General features: G+C 37.8%; 12 protein-coding genes. 5 read left to right on the plus strand and 7 right to left on the minus strand.

The genetic code is table 11. The annotated features are described in order from the left end of the window. Window positions 1–2 precede the first annotated feature (2 nt). Complete coding sequence (hmgA, locus tag QL995_RS00460; protein WP_290291534.1) at window positions 3–1304, minus strand: homogentisate 1,2-dioxygenase; 1302 nt, start codon at window positions 1302–1304, stop codon at window positions 3–5. 152 nt (window positions 1305–1456) lie between these two features. Between hmgA and QL995_RS00465 the strand changes: the two genes are divergently transcribed. Continuing rightward, the gene (locus QL995_RS00465; RefSeq protein WP_165728353.1) at window positions 1457–1888 is read left to right on the plus strand and encodes a MarR family transcriptional regulator; all 432 of its coding nucleotides are present in this window, start codon (window positions 1457–1459) and stop codon (window positions 1886–1888) included. A 53-nt stretch (window positions 1889–1941) separates the two neighbouring features. On the opposite strand, the gene QL995_RS00470 is transcribed toward QL995_RS00465, so the two are convergent. The 3 genes from QL995_RS00470 to QL995_RS00480 all read right to left on the minus strand — a co-directional run bounded on the left by QL995_RS00470 (window position 1942) and on the right by QL995_RS00480 (window position 9476). Further along, complete coding sequence (locus tag QL995_RS00470) at window positions 1942–5064, minus strand: TonB-dependent receptor (protein WP_290291539.1); 3123 nt, start codon at window positions 5062–5064, stop codon at window positions 1942–1944. A 340-nt stretch (window positions 5065–5404) separates the two neighbouring features. After that, entirely contained in the window at window positions 5405–8578 is a 3174-nt protein-coding gene (locus QL995_RS00475; protein ID WP_290291541.1) for a TonB-dependent receptor, read from the minus strand. Between the two features lie 43 nt (window positions 8579–8621). Next, complete coding sequence (locus QL995_RS00480) at window positions 8622–9476, minus strand: S1/P1 nuclease (RefSeq protein WP_007582418.1); 855 nt, start codon at window positions 9474–9476, stop codon at window positions 8622–8624. A 251-nt stretch (window positions 9477–9727) separates the two neighbouring features. Here QL995_RS00480 and QL995_RS00485 point away from each other — a divergent pair, with 251 nt between their 5' ends. Then, window positions 9728–10594 carry a hypothetical protein gene (locus QL995_RS00485; RefSeq protein ID WP_029751213.1) on the plus strand — a complete coding sequence of 289 codons (867 nt, stop codon included), beginning with the start codon at window positions 9728–9730 and terminating at the stop codon, window positions 10592–10594. Further along, window positions 10587–11531 carry a hypothetical protein gene (locus QL995_RS00490; RefSeq protein ID WP_290291552.1) on the plus strand — a complete coding sequence of 315 codons (945 nt, stop codon included), beginning with the start codon at window positions 10587–10589 and terminating at the stop codon, window positions 11529–11531. The genes QL995_RS00485 and QL995_RS00490 overlap by 8 nt, the downstream gene beginning before the upstream one ends. A 26-nt stretch (window positions 11532–11557) precedes the next feature. Here QL995_RS00490 and ushA read toward each other — a convergent pair whose 3' ends face one another. Both ushA and QL995_RS00500 read right to left on the minus strand, forming a co-directional pair. Beyond that, entirely contained in the window at window positions 11558–13189 is a 1632-nt protein-coding gene (ushA, locus tag QL995_RS00495; protein ID WP_121953579.1) for a bifunctional UDP-sugar hydrolase/5'-nucleotidase UshA, read from the minus strand. A gap of 87 nt (window positions 13190–13276) precedes the next feature. Continuing rightward, on the minus strand, window positions 13277–13462 hold the full coding sequence (locus QL995_RS00500) for a hypothetical protein (RefSeq protein WP_169045135.1): 186 nt from the start codon (window positions 13460–13462) through the stop codon (window positions 13277–13279). 248 nt (window positions 13463–13710) lie between these two features. Between QL995_RS00500 and QL995_RS00505 the strand changes: the two genes are divergently transcribed. Then, window positions 13711–14451 carry a peptidylprolyl isomerase gene (locus tag QL995_RS00505; protein ID WP_101163565.1) on the plus strand — a complete coding sequence of 247 codons (741 nt, stop codon included), beginning with the start codon at window positions 13711–13713 and terminating at the stop codon, window positions 14449–14451. 64 nt (window positions 14452–14515) lie between these two features. Here the strand turns inward: QL995_RS00505 and QL995_RS00510 are convergent, their stop codons facing one another. Continuing rightward, complete coding sequence (locus tag QL995_RS00510; RefSeq protein ID WP_290291564.1) at window positions 14516–14932, minus strand: MAPEG family protein; 417 nt, start codon at window positions 14930–14932, stop codon at window positions 14516–14518. A 239-nt stretch (window positions 14933–15171) separates the two neighbouring features. Between QL995_RS00510 and QL995_RS00515 the strand changes: the two genes are divergently transcribed. Beyond that, window positions 15172–18054 (plus strand): insulinase family protein, encoded by a 2883-nt coding sequence (locus QL995_RS00515; protein ID WP_290291568.1) that lies wholly within the window; start codon window positions 15172–15174, stop codon window positions 18052–18054. The last annotated feature ends 50 nt before the right edge of the window (window positions 18055–18104 follow it).

Raw genomic sequence — 18104 nt, forward strand, 5'->3', positions numbered from 1 at the left:
AATTAACCCTGTGAACCTGTAAATTGTTTTTTAATAGTACGCCAGCAATCGGTGTAATTTGGTTGGCGCTCTTGTCCTTCTAATGCATATTTTGTCGGTGAAATTATATAGCGCGACTCAAACATAAAGGCCAATGTGTTTTCGTATTTTTGTGGTGTAAGCTCAGCGTTTGACGCTTTTTCAAATACGTCGGCTTCAGGCCCATGTGGCGACATACAATTGTGTAAACTTGCGCCACCAGGTACAAAGCCGTGCTCTTTTGCATCATACACACCTTCAATTAAGCCCATAAATTCACTCATAATATTGCGGTGATAATAAGGCGGGCGAAATGTATTTTCGGCTACCATCCAACGCGGTGGAAATATCACAAAATCGACATTTGCCATACCCTCTGTAGCAGAAGGGGAGGTTAGCACGGTAAATATAGACGGGTCGGGGTGATCAAAGCTCACTGTATTTATTACATTAAAACGCGATAAGTCGTATTTATAGGGTGAGCTATTACCGGTCCATGCAACCACATCAAAAGGAGAGTGCTTTATTTCACAGCTAAATAAATTACCGTTGAATTTAGAAACAAGTTCAAAGTCACCCTCTTTATCTTCAAAGGCAGCTACAGGGTATTGAAAGTCTCTGTCGTTGGCGTAACCGTTTGCACCAACAGGTCCTCGCTCTGCAAGCTCTAACGCATGGCCATAATTTTCACAAATATAACCACGGGCTGTATCATCAATTAAATCAACAGAGAACTTAATTCCTCTGGGTATAACAGCAATTTCACCTGGTTTAATACTTAACTTGCCGCACTCGGTGTGAATTAATAACTCACCTTGCTGAGGGACAAACAGCATTTCTCCATCAGCATTGCAAAAGTAACGCCCTTGCATTGACTGATTAGCGACATATACATGAATGCCAATACCTGATTGCCCATTAGCGCTGCCATTAGCTGCCATCGTTACCAAGCCATCAATAAAATCAGTAGGTTGCGAGGGCATATCAATAGGGTTCCAACGTAGCATTGTTGGTGGTGTTACGGCTTCAGTGATTGGGGCTGTTCTTATTAGGCCGTTATCAATTGCTTGGTAATCACCTTGCACTACAGACGGACGAAGGCGGTAAAACCAAGTGCGGCGATTTGAAGCGCGAGGAGCTGTAAATGCAGTCGAACTAAATTGCTCGGTGTATAAATCGTATTTAACCTTTTGTGGGCTAAATTGTCCTATTGGCAATGCACCGGGTAGCGCTTGTGTTTCAAATTCATTACCAAAACCTGTCATATAACTTAATTGTGTCGCCATTACTGACTCCTGTGAGAGGGGGGTTGGTTTAATATTATTTTTATTTCAGTTAAGATACTCTCAAGTGAGACTAATATCAAATGTGCAACTATGCATCTGCGTAAATATTAATGAACACCAAAGTAAACCTTACAAAGCTGGGATAAACAATAATGAAAATTGATTTAGCAACGTTTTTACCTTATCAATTAACGAATGTAGCAACACGTGTAAGTAACGACTTTGCCGAGGTTTATCAAACTAAGTACGGTTTAAATATTCCCCAGTGGCGAATACTTGCTAATTTAGCGCAGTATGGCCAAAGCAACGCAAAGGATTTATGCACGCAAGCAAATATGGACAAGTCGACAGTGTCGCGCGCGGTAAAAGTTTTAATAGATAAAGGTTTAGTTAGAAGTGAGCTAAATGAGCAAGACAAACGCGCAGCATTACTTGTGCTGAGCCAAGCAGGGCAAAGCTTATATGAAAATATAACGCCCGATGCACTGAATTGGGAAAAACAATTACTGAGCACTTTAACCAACGAAGAATACGAAGTGCTAGTTAGTATTTTTGAAAAGTTAAATAACAAATTAAAGGCATAAAAAAAGCCCACCAAAGTGGGCTTTTAAAAGATGTTTTAGGTTACAGTTCTAAATTAGAAAGTGTAACGAAGACCTACACGCATTTGCCATACAGATGCATCTGATTGCACTGATGTATTTGCATTATTTCCGTTAAAGCCTGAGTAAACGTAACGGCCTTGATCATCAATTGACGTTTTAATCATGCTAGCGCCTACGAAAGGACCTTTTTTAAGTACGCCCCAATCATCGTTTAACAGATTTGTAAGGTTATCAATTACAAAGAACGCTTCACCTTTATGACCTTCCATAAAACCAGGAAGCTCTTGCGTTAACTTAAAGTTAAACTTAACAAACCAATCAGAGTTTTCTGCGTTACGGCTAGTCGTTTGACCACGTTCTAAACCATTTGATGCAATAAACTCATTGAATTCATTGATATCAGCAGCACTCATGTCGTAAACAACGTTAGGATCGTTTTCAAGTGGAACATACAATAGCTGGCGGTTACCATTCCAGTTGTTGTCACCAAAAGTATCTTTATCACTATCATCAAACGTGTAGCTGTAAGGTAGGCCTTTATATGCTTCACCGAATAGGTTAAAGCGAGTAGCAAACCCATCAACAAACTCATGGCTATAACCAAGAGTCATAGTAAAGCGATGTGGAATTTCGTAATCAGATGAAGCAACACCTGGATTACCCGGATCTGTTAGGGCAATGTTACCGTAGTTTGAACCAGCTACAGAGCTTGTCATTGGGTTAACATCATCAGAATCTGTGTAGGCATAACCAAAGTTAACGCTTACACCATTATCAAACATCTTGCTAACCGCTAATGAGATAACTGATGAATCACCGCTATCACCACTTACATTTGTTAGTAAGTATTCGTTTGAACGACCTTCAATTGATTCGTAAATAGGGCGGCCGTCAAACGTAGTTTCGCCAGAATCTTGAAGTGCGATGTCACGCATTAACGCAGCATCTTTTTTCTTCGAATATAAGTAATCAAGAGAGATTACATATTCATTTTCTGTTGTGTACGTTGCACCAAGTGAGTATTTCCACTCTGATGGGATTTCAAAGTCTGGGTCAACAGCGTTTGCTTGTGAATCGCCTGAGCCGATTACAGTGTCAGCTACTGCATCAAATTGAGACTGAGGTATTTCAAATCCTGGAGTACCATTATTTACATTAGGTGTTGCGAACAAGTCGATAGAACCAAACTGGTTTGCACTAATGTTAGTAATGCCGTCGTTTGAGTAAGAGTTAGATAACCAAACGTTAGGGTTACCGCCTGAAAACAAGCCAACACCTGCACGTACTTCAAGTGCATCTGTCGCGTACCATTGGAAGCCTACACGAGGTTGAATTAAATCAATACCATCAAATGTACTTTGGTTACTGTAGCCATAGCGATCAGTAAAGTTTTGATTTAAGTTAGGTACATCATCACTGGTGTATTTATCGTAACGTAAACCAAACGTAATATTTGCGTCTAAGTCAGTAAACGAATACTCGTCTTGCACGTAAAATGTATGCTGAGCGTACGAAAAACTCGCAGCAGCATCGTTTGGATCATTTGTAGCAGCAGCATTGTTGTAGTAAACAGCACTTGCAATACCATTTTCAAAATCATCAACATTGTTGAAACGGTATTCACCTTCAGTATGCTGAACGAATAAGTTAAATACATCTAACTCTTCGAACTCGTAACCAGCAGTAATTGTGTGCTGATCAAGGTAGTAAGTACCTGCAACTTTAAATGTAGTTGTATCGTAGTCTAAGTCATTAGATTGACGTGAGTCATCTGGACCAATATAAACTGTACCACCATCTTCGGTACGAATTTGCATTTCACCAAAGCTGCTTGCTGCATCTAGTGATTGTACTGTTGCATCTAGCTCAGACTTACCAATACGAACTTCAGTAGAGAAGTCATCTGACCAATCAGAGTAAACAGATGCAATGATTGAAGTGAATTCTGCACTTTGGTCATAAAAGTGATTAGATAGTGATACACGGCTAGAGCCAGTATCTGACTGTGAAACAGTATTACCATCGTTGTAGTTATAGATTAAGTTTGCACGGTGATCTTCGTTGATGTTCCAATCTAGTTTAACTAAGATTTTTTCATCTTCAACAGGCATACTTGAAGGCATTCCGCCTACATCGTAACCATATACAGTTTGAGCAACGCTTGTGATACGCGAGATATCATCAGCAGTTACACTGCCGCTGCTTAAACCATCGTAGTTAAACTGTTGAACACCTTCAAGTTTTTCATATGAAGTAAATAAAAATAGTTTATCTTCAATTAGTGGAAGACCTACGTTGAAGCCGTAACGTTTTTCGGTGTAATTACCGTTATCAACGTCATCACCTTCAATTTTATCACCCTTGAAAGAGTCGCTAGTGTAATCGTAGAAAACAGCGCCATGAACATCATTGCCACCAGATTTGGTTACAGCGTTAATGTTACACGATGTAAAACCACCGTATTGAACGTCAAACGGTGCAAGTTCAGCTGAAACTTGTTCAATTGAATCAAAAGAGAAAGGGGCGCGAATAGTAGGGTAACCATTTGAGCTTAAGCCGAAGTTATCGTTCATACGAACGCCGTCTAGCGTTAAGCTATTGTAGCGAGGGTTACCACCACCACAGTTAATTGAACCACGGCTATCATCAATTGTGATACGCGGGTCGATACGAATAATGTCTTTTAAATCACGGTTAATAGCTGGTGTATTTTCAAGATCAGTTAGCGTAAATGTAGACGCCGGACCAGTACCACCAGACATAGAGCTAATTGGCGCGCCAGAAACTACAATTTGTTCCATGCTTGATTGTGACTCAAGAGAAACGTTTACTGGGTAATCGTTACCAATATTAAGAATAATGTTATTGAATTCTTGGTCTGCATATACATCTGAATCAACAACTACTTTATAAGGACCGCCAACTCGCAGGCCTTTAGCTGTGAAATAACCAGCGTCATTTACTTCAGTTGTTTTTACTGATCCAGAAGGTACGTGTAAAATTGTTACTTTAGTGCCGGCTGCTGGGTTGCCGTTAGGCCCCATTACTTGACCTTTAATTGCAGAGGTCGTTTCGTTAGCCATTGCAGCGCCACTTACACCAACACATGCTGCAATAGCAAGTGAAAGAGCTGTTTTGCGTAATTGAGTTTTCATTTAATTTTCCCGTGTAGTTATTAATTAAATTTTTATATTTTTATTTTAAATTTTGCAAAATAAACAGTTGAAGTTCATTTATTCAAAATCCTTTACTAGTGTACCTTATTTATTCGTTACAAATAAAATACAACTGCAATATATTTTTAATAAATAGTACTATTTTTGTCTATTTGAGTGTTTTTTTGAGCAATAACTCTATATCGGGGTATATATTACGTGGGCTTTATGACAAACATGTGAAATTGGGGTGTGAAAAACAAAAAACCCATTACAATTTTGCAATGGGTTTATTGTAACTTACAAATAACTTAACAAGTTATTGATGCAGTTTTAAGACTTAAAACTTGTAGCTAATGCCAACTTTAGCCTGCCAAGCTGATGACGATGAACTGATTTGCGAGTAATTACGCACATCCGCACCACCAAAGCTGTTGTCTATTTTATATCTACCTTGGTCATCAAGACCACCAAAGTCATAAATAGTTTGGTTAGAGTAACCTAAGCGTTTTTCTACACCCCAATCGCTGTTTAGAAGGTTTGCGAAATTATCAATCATTAGATAAACCTCACCAGTGTGACCTTCAGCAAAGCCAGGTATTTCTTGCTTAATGCTAACGTCCATTGTAGTAACCCAAGGTTGCGTTGCTGTATTTTTACCTAAGACCCCACCACGTTGAGATATACCAGCACGCTCTAATAACGGTTCTAACTCAGCCCAAGTCATTTTAGAATCAGCCCAATTTACATTCGGATCATCAGCACCTGTAGGGATATAAGGTAAGTAAGCACCATTAGTGAATAAAGAGCTAGTATCACCTAAGTCTTCATCTTTATACATATTCATTGTGTAACTAAATGGGCGACCTGAACGACGTTCAAAATAAACATTGAACTTGGTTGCATATCCTTCAAAAAATTCAGTGTTATACGCTAAGTTAATTTTAAAGCTGTGCTCAACTTCGTAAAAGCCACGTGCTGCAATATCTTCATTACGATTTACTGTAATATTGTGCTTATAGTTACCTTCTGCCTGAGAAGCTGAACCTGCTGATGATTCTGTAACATCTTGGTGAGCATAGCTTGCCGATACAAACAGGCCATTGTCCCATTGTTTAGCAATACCCGTTGAAATAATAATTGAACGACCATCATCCGATGAATTAGTCATTTCTATGTCAACATTATCGCCACTGTAAATACTTTGATTGATAACACGTTCGCCGTCCGCTGCTAAGCCTACTGGGTTAATAGACGAATTATGCCATACCGCTTCATTCTCTTTTTTATGGTAAGCAATTTCAGCTTGCCATTTAAAGCCATCACCTAATAGTTCAGAATCAAACTCATATTCAAAACCTATTTGAGTACGAATGCTTGAAGGCAATTTAAAGTCAGGGTCGATATACGCAACGCTACCAGCACCTTGCTCTAATGTATTTTTTATTTCATCAGGAACCTGAGTAATATCAGCTGTGTTATTTGCATAGTAATCATTAATTACATCGTTTTGTGCTGATACTAAAGTAATGCCATCACTTTGGAATGAATTGTTATACCAAACATTTGGAATGCCGCCTTGGAAACGACCAATACCACCATTAATAGTAAGCGCTTCTGTTACGTAGTACTTAAAGCCAACACGAGGAAGTATAATATCTAGGCCATCAAGATTTTCTTGGTTAGTAAAGCCATACGTATTAGCAAAGTTTTCATTTAGAGTTGGTTTATCATCAGATGATAAGCGCTCATAACGAATACCTGCTGTAACTTCTAAATCGTCACCTACATAAAAAGTATCTTCTATGTAAAGCGCTAGCTGGTTACGTCTTACATCATATGCTGTATCAGCTGAATCATTAGTGTAAGCATTTTGATAAGAGAAATCATAAGAACCAATCTCACGGTTTTCAAAATTTTCTAAGCTATCAAACTTCCACGTTCCAAGAGAGTTTTGAGCAAACAAGTTATATAAACGAAGTGACTCGTACTGAGCTCCAAAGTTTATTTCATGCTCATCCATTAAATACGTAGCGTCTAACGTAAAAGTTAGATTTTGTGTTTCTGAACGGTTTGCATGGCGGTATTGATCTGTACCAAAGTTGTAAGAAGGACCATTTCGACCGTCTTCCTCAACAGTAATGCTTCCTAAGTTAGAGCGAGTTGCGCTATCAGAGGTAACATCTTTATACGACACACCAATTTCTGTTGAAAAGTTTTCAGTCCAATCAGAGTAAAGCTTAGATGAAAAGTTATTAAACTTAGTTACGTATGCATAAGTACTTGAAACTAAGGCTATATTATCACCGCCTGTGCTAGAATTACGCTCATCTTGGTCGTCTTGCCATTGATAAGTGAAATCTAAACGATGGTCATCACTTGCGTTCCAGCTTAATTTAACAAGCAAGTTTTTGTTTGTATCTTCTGGCGCACCGGCTAATGAATCAGTTAAGCCGTATTCATTATTTAAGATAGAAATGAAACGATTATAGTTAGCTTCAGAAGTATTAAATTCATTTGAAGCACCAGAACCGTCAAAGCCGTAATCTAGATCTAATTCACTTGACCATTCTGCATAGTTAACAAAATAAAACAGTTCATCTTCAATAATCGCTCCACCGACATTAAAACCAAATCTTTCTTCAGTTTTAATCGGCTCTACTTTATTTGTAGAGTAAGTTTTATGACCTAGCTCATCAAGATCGTCTTCTTGTACAATATTATCAACATCGCCAGCTATCTCAGGAGTAGATATTTCATAAAAGCCAGAGAATTTAAACTCATTCGTACCAGACTTTGTTACTGCGTTAATAGTACCGCCACCAAAGTTACCTTTAGAAGCTGAGAAAGGAGATACATCAACAGAAACTTGTTCAATAGCGTCAAGTGCTACTGGAGGCTGAGAAGTCGGGTAGCCACCAAAGTTCAAGCCAAAGTCATCATTTTGACCAATACCGTCAACTGTTAAACCGTTGGTACGAGGGTTACTACCTGCAAACGTTAGCTCACCATTACCATTAATACTGGCAAGTGGATTTAAGCGCGCAATATCTTTAATGTCACGATTAAAGCTTGGCATATTTTCAATAGTGTCAGAGCCAAATGTACTGCTAGAGCCACCTGATTGTTGAACAATCTTATAACCAGACACTTCGATCTTTTCGATGTTTAGCGGAGCAAGCTGCGAGCTTAAACGGTAAGTTTCACCAAGGTTCAAGTAGATATTTTCAACAGTGGTATCGTTAAACGTATCAGAATCAATGATAACCATGTAAGGACCACCTACACGTAAACCATTAGCGATAAACGTACCACTTTCGTTTGTAGTTAGTTCGCTAATAGTTCCCGTTGGTTGGTGAATTACTTTGATTTTAACGTTTGCAGCACTGCCACCTGAAGGCGTTGTGATTTTACCACGCATTGCAGATGAAGTATCAGCAGCCATTGCGCTTGTAGAAACACCTAGAGCTAAAATTACCGCTCCAGTTAATTTCGAAAGGCGAAGCTTAGTCATAATGTTGATTTCCCGTGTGTAGGTTATATAAATTTAATACAGTTTATTTGTCAGTCGTCATTTTCAGTGCCGTTTCTAACTCTTTTGCAGAAGGGTCAAATAGGGCATTTAGTAATCCAGCTAATCGAATACCCGCTTGTTGTAAGCGCGTCTTTATAATTGGAGTATTGTTATATATGTAGCTATAACCAATTTCGTTGTTGGTATATTTATAAATTTTTGTGGCTAAATTATGAGATTCTTCAACCCATGTCATAGGTGAGCTTTGTAAATACTCAGCAATTAACTCGCTGTTATTTGTATCAATAAATTGTGCGTACTCAGTAAACGATAAATTCTCGTTCTCAACTAACTTTGTATCCCAAAGGCTATGAAGATTTGTTTCTTCGTTAAAAAATGAAACCTTAATACGGTTGCCACCTCTATCTTCACTTCGACCAGCATGAAATGGTTGGTGACTGTCGCCCACCAAATGTACTAAAAAACGTAAACTGAACTGTTTAGCATCTAAGGTGCTATTTTTATCAGTGAGCGTTTGCATTGAATAGTGAATGCCTTCTAGGATATTACTTACAGATTCTTTGTTTTTAGTGTGATCGTGATTGAAGCTGAAAGATTTTCCTGGTGCTGCATTAATATAATGCCAACGAGATGATTGCTTTTGCCAAAACTCGCCAGGGGCAGAGCGCATTTCATCAGGCCACGTTGATATTTGTGCAAGTGATTCACCATCAAGGTAGGGTTGTATCGCCGCTTTAGTTGTTTCGCTTATATGAGATTCTGCAATCTTACCTACAATGCGGTGGCCATTTTGACCCCAAGCATGTGAGTCAGTGCTTGTAAATATTGCACTAATCAAAAGCGCAGAAGATATCGAGTACTTTATATTGCTATGCATTAGAACTTCCTTAATGAATATTTCATGGCGTTGCTACAGGCTAATGCGGTCAATTGTCCTTACTTTTGGTGTTGATAGGAAGGACTCATTAAAATTCATAGTTTCTTATTCACATTGCTTTTAAATCAATAGTTTATGTTTAACAGGTAAAATTACTTGTTGTAATAAGTAAGCGAAATTGTTCAAATGCACTATATCGTCTATTTTTGAGTGGCATTGCTTTGAATTTTAAAAATATCGTGTTGCACAAAATGTTAATTGTTACATTTTTGTTTCTATTGTTGGTCGTTACGTGGGTTTGCGGTCAAGTTAGTGTATACAATGATGAATTACACTTTCCAGTTATGATCGAAACCTCAACAGAGTGTCAAACAACTGCAACAAGTAACAAAGGCCAATTAATTGTTTTTACGCAATCAAAAAAAATAGCTAAGTTATTAACACAAAAGTTATGCTCTGATAACGTGGTGGCTAAGCAATATGGCTCTGTAAAAGGGTATTGGGGGTATAGAACGGCAGACAGCTTTGAGTTTGTGGGTAAAGGAATTGCTGACTTAATTTTGGCTAAAAACAATATTATGGCAGCCTTTAAAGCAGAGTCGACCTATAACTACCAGCCCGTTGTTGGTTTTTCTGACTACACGGCTTTTTTTATATCTTCTAAAGAAAAACCTCGAGTCACTAAACAATACTTTTTAGATAAGCGCATAGGTTTGCTTGATTATCCGACCAGCCGATCAGGGCATATTTTACCAAAGCAAACGTTTAAAGAGTTGGATATTAATTTAGCCAATTTGAAAATCACTTATGCTAGCTCTCATAACGAATTACGTGATTTACTCGCTAATGGAAAAGTAGATATTATTGCTTCGTTTTGGAAAGAGAGCGACGAAAAACGTTTTTCAAAAAACTATATTACGCCATTGAGTAATAATATTTCTGGAACAAGATGGTATTTAAAAATGCAGCAAAACAACACTGATTTATTATGCGCAGTGCAGGAAAATTTGCTTGATATGTCTAAAGATCAAAGTTTGCATTACTATCAAAACGTCCAGCCATTTTGGCGCTGTGGCGCCAGCTTAGTAGGCTTAAAAGAGGAGGCTGGTGATGAGTAAGTATAAGCAATTACTTGTTATTATAAGTTTGTTTTTTATTTTGTCGTCTGTCTTTTATATTTCTGTAACTCAAAAAAGCCAGCAAGTAGCTAAACAAAAAATTACGCAGATAGAGAGGCAAATAGCACTCGACTTACCATTACTCGATTTATCGAATGAGCTGCTAAAGCATTCAGGTAATAAAGATGCAGTTAACAGCTACATTAAAACTTTAAACAGCTACATTAATTCGAACGAGCTCAAAGTTGTTGCTATTGCACCAAAAAACGAGATGGTAACACCTGTAAACTCACACCAAATAATACGTAGTTTGAGCACTAGTAATGGGTTCGTATTAGTTGTATTTAACGTCCAACAAACCCACTTTGCATTGAGTCATTTTATTTACTATTTTATATTTTTAGTATTAAGTGTGTTGATTAGTTTTTGGGTGAAATTTGCGTTTATTAAACAGAGCAATAAGCAGTTTAATAATGCACAGCATCAATCAATTGCAGAGCCTACGCCGTTGATACTTATTGTTGACCTTAATGATAAAACATTATCAAGTAGTTGTAATACAGAACAAAAAATGTGTTTAGCCAATAAGCCATTGTGCTTTTATTTAGCACTTGTAGAGTATTGTACAAATAACGATGATGTAGCGCTTAGTCATAATAAAGATGTGCCAGAGGAGCTGCTAGAGCTTGCTAACAAGTATTTTTATAGGTTGGTCGAACTCGGCCATACAGTTAGAAAAAGGCCTAACTTTAATAATAGCCTAGAAAAAACCCTGAGCGAAGTACGTGCTGCATTAGATGAAGTACTCAGCGAGTATCCCGACGAAAAAGAGTTATATTATCCACCTAAAGCCTATGGAGAAGGCTCTCGTTCTCGTTTGCATAGTTATGGGCTGGCAAATATTAAAAAGGGCAGTATTGAAATAATAGGAAAGTAACAAGGTTACTTTCCTATTATTAGAGGCTATTTAGGAGTAAATTCAGCCGTTTTAAGAGGGCTGTTTTTTGATATAAAATCTTGAAGTGCTTGGGCATCTGTTTCGTCTGTACTAACAAAGCCTTTTTTATTTGTAAGCGCAGGATAGCCATCACCGCCTGATGCGTTATAGCTATTTAAGCTCATACGGTAAGTTTTATTTTTGTTCAAAGGTTGGCCGTTAATAACAACATTAACTAACTGATTATTTTTACGCTCAAACGATAGTTTATGGTATTGCAAATAAGCGCCAGCATCCGGTGGGAAGCTCGTTACTGTATTTAAATAGTCCCATAAATCACTGCCTTGCCAATCCATGTAAGTAATACGATTTTTAAAAGGATGTACTTTTAAAATATCTTTATAGCTCACTTCACCAGCCTCTATTGAGCTGCGAATACCACCACCACTTATTAGTCCAAAGTCTGCACCCACTACATCCATTTGAGCTTGAATAATTACGCGTGCAAGATTTGTTTGTTGGTAGCGAACTTTGTTTCTGTCACCTTCTAAGCGAGCATCTACTTCACCAATGGTACCTTCAATTTGTTTAGCGCCTTTAGCTTGGTATACCGCTAAATAAGATTCAAGTTTTGAGTCTGGTTTAATGTACTCGTTTGCTAATACTTCTTTAGTTGAGCCATCAGCTTGTACTTTATCTACATACAAATTAACTGGCATCAGTTTGTAGTCTAGTAACGTTAATTTTCCGTTTTCAAGCTTAAACTCAGCTTTACCAACATACTTACCCCATTCATGGGCTTGCATAATGTAAGTACCGTTTTGTTGGTCTGGTTTACAGGCAAGACCTGGTTTAAAGCTATCGTCATTTACATTTGTATCGCTCATACATACAGGTTCTTGAGAGTGGCCACCAATGATCATATCAAGGGTGTTTGCAGGAAGTGAGCGAGCAAGTGTTACATCACCGGGTGCGTTAATACCAAAGCTAGCATCAACATAATGACCCATATGAGTCAGGGCGATTGTAATGTCAGGGTTATACTTAGCTTTTATTTCTTTAGCTAGTTTTGCTGTAACGTCAACAGGGTCTTTAAACTCTAAGTGCCCAATATACTGAGGATTACCAATTTTAGCTGTGTCGGTTGTTGTTAAACCAATAACAGCAATAGTTAATCCATTCTTTTTGAATATTTTATAGCTATCAAACGCGTGTTCGCCTGATTCCTTTTCAAATATATTGGCTGATAGAAAAGGAAAGTTCACCCATTTTTGCTGTTGCTTCAATACATCAATAGGGTTGTCGAATTCGTGATTACCCAATGCCATTGCATCGTAACCAATCAGCGACATTCCTTTAAAGTCAGGCTCTGCTTTTTGTAAGTCTGACTCAGGAATACCTGTATTTATATCACCACCAGAGAGTAGTAATACTGCATGACCTTGCTTTTGAGCTTTATTGCGTAAAGAGTCAATTAACGTTTTGCGAGCGGCCATACCGTATTCGCCTTTTTCGTTTTGCCAAAAACGCCCGTGGTTATCATTAGTATGAAGAACAGTTAAATATTTAGTCGGGGTAGCGCTAAACACGGATTCAGGAGCAGGAGATGTGCATCCGAGTACACTAAAAATAACCGAAAATAAAATAATTATACGCATAAAATACCTATGGATTAAGGTCTACTTAATTTATCAGGCAGCTAGTTTAAACTAGTTCTATGCTAAAAAAACGTACTTATTTACATTTTATTTGGAAGGGGCTGTTAATTGGTTTGTGGCAGCACGTTCACGACGCTTCAACTCCGTATTCGCATACTCTCGCTTGCGGTGATTAGTACCTATCATCCAGGTTAAAAAGCTTGCTGGCAGTTTTGTATAGGGTTCGCCTTTGTGTAAACCAAAGTCGCAAATTGCATGTTTAGTGTGTGGCATTATAAGATCCTGTTGTTTTGTGTTTTTTAAAGGTAACAAAAAGTAGCCATACTCTTAAGATGATTTAATTTTAAATAATTAGATTTATATAGCTAAAAAGAATATAAGTAATGGTATATGTAATTAATTTGTTATCAACACGGTCTAATTTGTATCAACTCGCACTTTAGAATCGATTTTAATCGCCTATGGCATTAATGTGTTAACGCATTAACAATTATCTAAAAATATAACAACAGGAATACAACATGAAAAAACTTTTACTTGGCTCAGTACTCGCCGCAGCAAGCTTTACAAGTGCTGCCACTATTGTCGAAATGAACACGAGCCAAGGTGTCATAGAAATTAACTTGTTTGATCAACAAACACCTAAAACAGTTGCAAATTTTTTAAGTTACGTTCAAGACGATTCATATAACGAAACAGTAATTCACCGCTCTGTTAGTAACTTTGTTATTCAAGGGGGAGGATTTACATTTTCTGACTCGCTAGATGCGATTACCACAAAGCCTGCTGTAGAAAATGAGCCTGTTTTTTCTAATGTTAAGGGCACCATTGCGATGGCTAAACTATCGGGTGATGCTAATAGCGCAACAAGCCAGTGGTTTTTTAATATTACAGACAATAGTGCAGCACTTGATACGCAAAACGGTGGCTTTACTGTGTTTGGACAAATTACTGCAGCAAGCCAATCAACGTTAGATAAAATTGCAGCATTAGTACACTGTGGTGAAACACCCGTTGTTGGTATTACTGCTGAACAATGTGCAAGCACTGATGTAACAATTAGCAGTGCTAATTTAGTGACTATTCAAAACGTGGCGGTAATGGATGATGATCCTAATTCAGCCGCAGGTCTTACTGTTACTGAAAATACGCTAATTGATTCTGACACATCAACAGATTCAGGTAGCAGTTCTGGCGGCGGATTAATTTGGCTTTTAGGTGCTTTTTTACTTGCGGTTCCTCGTTTAAAACGTGCTAAATAATTAAAATTAACGGTAATGTGGATGGCGTAAACCAGCCGCCCACATTATTATTAAACTTTGCTGTTTAAAGTAATACTCGCCAAACCATCGCAAGCCAAATTGAAAACACACAAGCACAACCTAGTAAAAACACTTTAAAACGTGCGCGTACGTTATTTTCATCTAAATGAATAACACTATGCACAATACGTGTTGCTACAAATAAACAGGCCAGTATAGCCACAAGTGTACTGGCGCTATTTAGCTGTAGTGCAAGTAAACACCCCGCGTAAAAAAGCACAGGTATTTCAAACTGATTTGAAAAGTTTCTATCTGCAACCCTAATAGTGTCGCCAGCCTTATCTAATTGCATTGTTTTAAAATCGCTTAAATCTAATTGTTTGTTTTTAGCTGCTGCAAAGCGCCTTTTACCCATAATGAGCATGACAACCAGTGAAAGCGTAACTTGTGCAAACATGGCAAGTATGATGATTTTTTCCATTGTTTTTCCTTATTATTATTTAGAATTTGCGTATCTTTTGATATTGAATGATTTTTAATCTCGCAAGGTTGGCAGACTCCCAACTAATATCCGATTATGAAGACATTTTTCACAATGTGTTACACAAAATAGCGTTATTTTGTAGAAAGTTATTAATTGAAAATGTTAGTTTAGCTTAACTATATTGCTTTGAATTGGCGCACGCTATTTTGCGCAATACTTTTTAATGGAAAACAAAAATGAAAAAGATTATTGGTTTTAGTGCTATCGCACTTGCAGTTTTAAGTGGTTGTTCAAATACAGCTTCGGTTTCTGTGGCGCCTCCGGCCTCTTTATTATCAGACACGTTAGTTGTAAGTCCTAACGATAACCGCGAATATAAAACACTTAAATTAGCAAACGACATTGAAGTTATTTTAGTGTCTGATCCTGGTGCTGAAAAGTCAGCAGCGGCACTAAGTGTAGGTGTAGGTTTACTACACGACCCGATGTCGCAACAGGGTATGGCGCATTATTTAGAACACATGCTGTTTTTAGGCACTGATCGTTACCCAGATACAAAAGGGTATTCTGATTTTATGACCAAAAATGGCGGCGCGCACAATGCATATACTTGGCTCGATATTACTAATTACATGTTTAAAATTAATAACGACGCGTTTGATGAAGGGCTAGACCGTTTTGCCGACTTTTTTAAAGCACCTAAGTTATACCCTGAGTACACAGACAAAGAAAAAAATGCAGTAAACGCAGAGTGGTCAATGCGTCGCGAAATGGACTTTTTTGGTCAATTTAAACTAGCGCGTAAAATGATGGGCGATCACCCGGCTAATCGCTTTTTAATTGGTAATCTAGAAACACTTGGTGACAAAGAAAATAGTTCTCTTCATAAAGAAACGGTTGATTTTTATAATAAATATTATTCTTCAAATGTCATGAAAGTAGCGCTTATTTCTAATTTACCTATTGCTGAAATGGAGCAAAAAGCACAAAAATACTTTGCTGATATAAAAAATAAAAACATCGAAAAACCAACAGTAACTGCAAAACTTGATTTTGATAACGCTGGCGGAAAACGCGTGTTTTATGCACCAAATGAAGATGTAAAACAGCTACAACTTGATTTCACCATTGCTAATAATAATAGCGAATTTGCCCTTAAACCAAACCGATTTGTAGCGTATTTACTAAGTAATGAAATGCCGGGCAGCCCAGCGCAATTGCTTCGTGACAAAGGGTGGGTATCTCAGTTGTCAGCTTCAGCTGCACCAAATCAATATGGTAACTACGGGTCATTAAACGTAAACGCAGAGCTTACAGATGAAGGCATGAAAAATCGTGACGAAATAGTTGCGACTATTATGCAGTACATCGATTTAATTAAAAAAGAGGGCGTTGATAGCAAGTACTTCAACGAAATTCGTACATCACTAAATAATCAATTTAAGTTTTTAGAAAAAGGTGATGAGTTTAGTTATGTAAGTTCACTTACGCAAAGCATGCAAGACTATCCGTTAAATCACGCTATTAATGCACCTTACTATTATGCAAAATTTGACGCTGATGCTGTAAATAAAGTACTTGAGCAGTTAAATGCCGATACTCTTCGTATTTGGTATGTATCGCAACAAGAAGAGACTGACTCGCAACTACACTTTTACGACGGCAAATACCGCATTAGTGATATTGGCGATGATGAAATTGCCAGCTGGAAAAAACCAAGCGAATTTAAGTTAGCACTACCAACTGTAAACAATTTATTGCCTGAAAATTTTGCAATAAAAACTCAAGCATTTAAAGAGCAAAAACACCCTGAGCTTGCTTACGATAAAAATGGTGTAAAAGTATGGCGCCAAGCAAGTCAAAAATTTGCAGAGCAGCCAAAAGGGCTTGTCGAAGTTTATATAAATACTCAACCAGGTTTGAACGATATTAAAGCAGAAGTACTTTATTCTGTTTGGGCTGATTTATACAATATTCAACAAAGTCAGTTAAGTACCGAAGCAGCAATCGCTGGTATGAGTGTAAGCCTTGCGCCGAGTAATGGTCTTGTTTTATCTATGAGTGGTTTCACAGATAAACAAGATGTATTGCTTAAACAAGCTTTAACCGGATTAAAAGCCGATGAAACAGCACAAGCATTTAGCCAAGCAGTTGATCGTTTTAAACGTAATTTACTAAACCAACAAAAACAGTTTCCTTATGCACAAGCATTTGGCGAGTATTCAAAACTAACGCGTACAGGTGGTTTTGATACAGACGCACTTATTAAAGCCGCTGACTCAGTGAGTGTTGCCGACTTAGCACAATTAAAAACAGCTACGTTTGCACAAAACGATTTACGCGTATTTAGTTACGGTAACTACAATCAGCAAGATATAGACGCGATTGCAGACGAATTAAGTGCAACGCTACCAAGCAACCATAAACGCAGTGAATTTGCGCGCAGCAAAGCGTGGTTGCCTCAACCGGGCGAAACGCTGGTACTGCAAAAAGATATAGATGTAGCTGACGTAGCTGTAGTTGATATGACCGTTCACCCTGTTGCGGGTTACAAACAAAAAGCAGAAGCGGCTGTATTACAAAGCCACTTTAGAACAGTTGCGTTTGATAAAATGCGTACTGAGGAGCAACTTGCATACGCAGTAGGTGCATTAGCTCGCCCAATCGAGGATTACTCAGCAATTGGTTTGTATATTCAAACACCGGTTAAAGGTCCTAAAGAAATACAAGCTCGTTTTGATAAGTTTAAAAAAGAATACGCAGTTGAACTTGATAACATGAGCGAAGAGACTTTTGAGCAGCTTAAAAATTCAACCCTAGTATCGCTTAAAGAGCAGCCTAAAAACTTAAGTGACGAAATGAGCCCACTTATAAACGATTGGTACCGTGAAAATTTTACCTTTGATTCTAAGCAAAAGCTGATTGATGAAGTTGAAAAAGTAACGCTTGCAGATATAAAAGACTACTACAAGCAAACAATGCTTAATCCTAATGCGGCACGTTTAAATGTGCAATTACGTGGTACTAAGTTTATAGAAAGTGACTTTGCCGATTTACCAAATCAAACTAAAATCACAACGCTTGATGCCTATTACAATGGTATTAAACTACAAAAATAAGCTTTATTTATACAGCTAAAAATAAACCCCAATGTATTGCTACATTGGGT

The sequence above is a fragment of the Pseudoalteromonas sp. APC 3358 genome (genome assembly GCF_030408075.1).
Taxonomy (GTDB): Bacteria; Pseudomonadota; Gammaproteobacteria; order Enterobacterales; family Alteromonadaceae; genus Pseudoalteromonas; species Pseudoalteromonas arctica.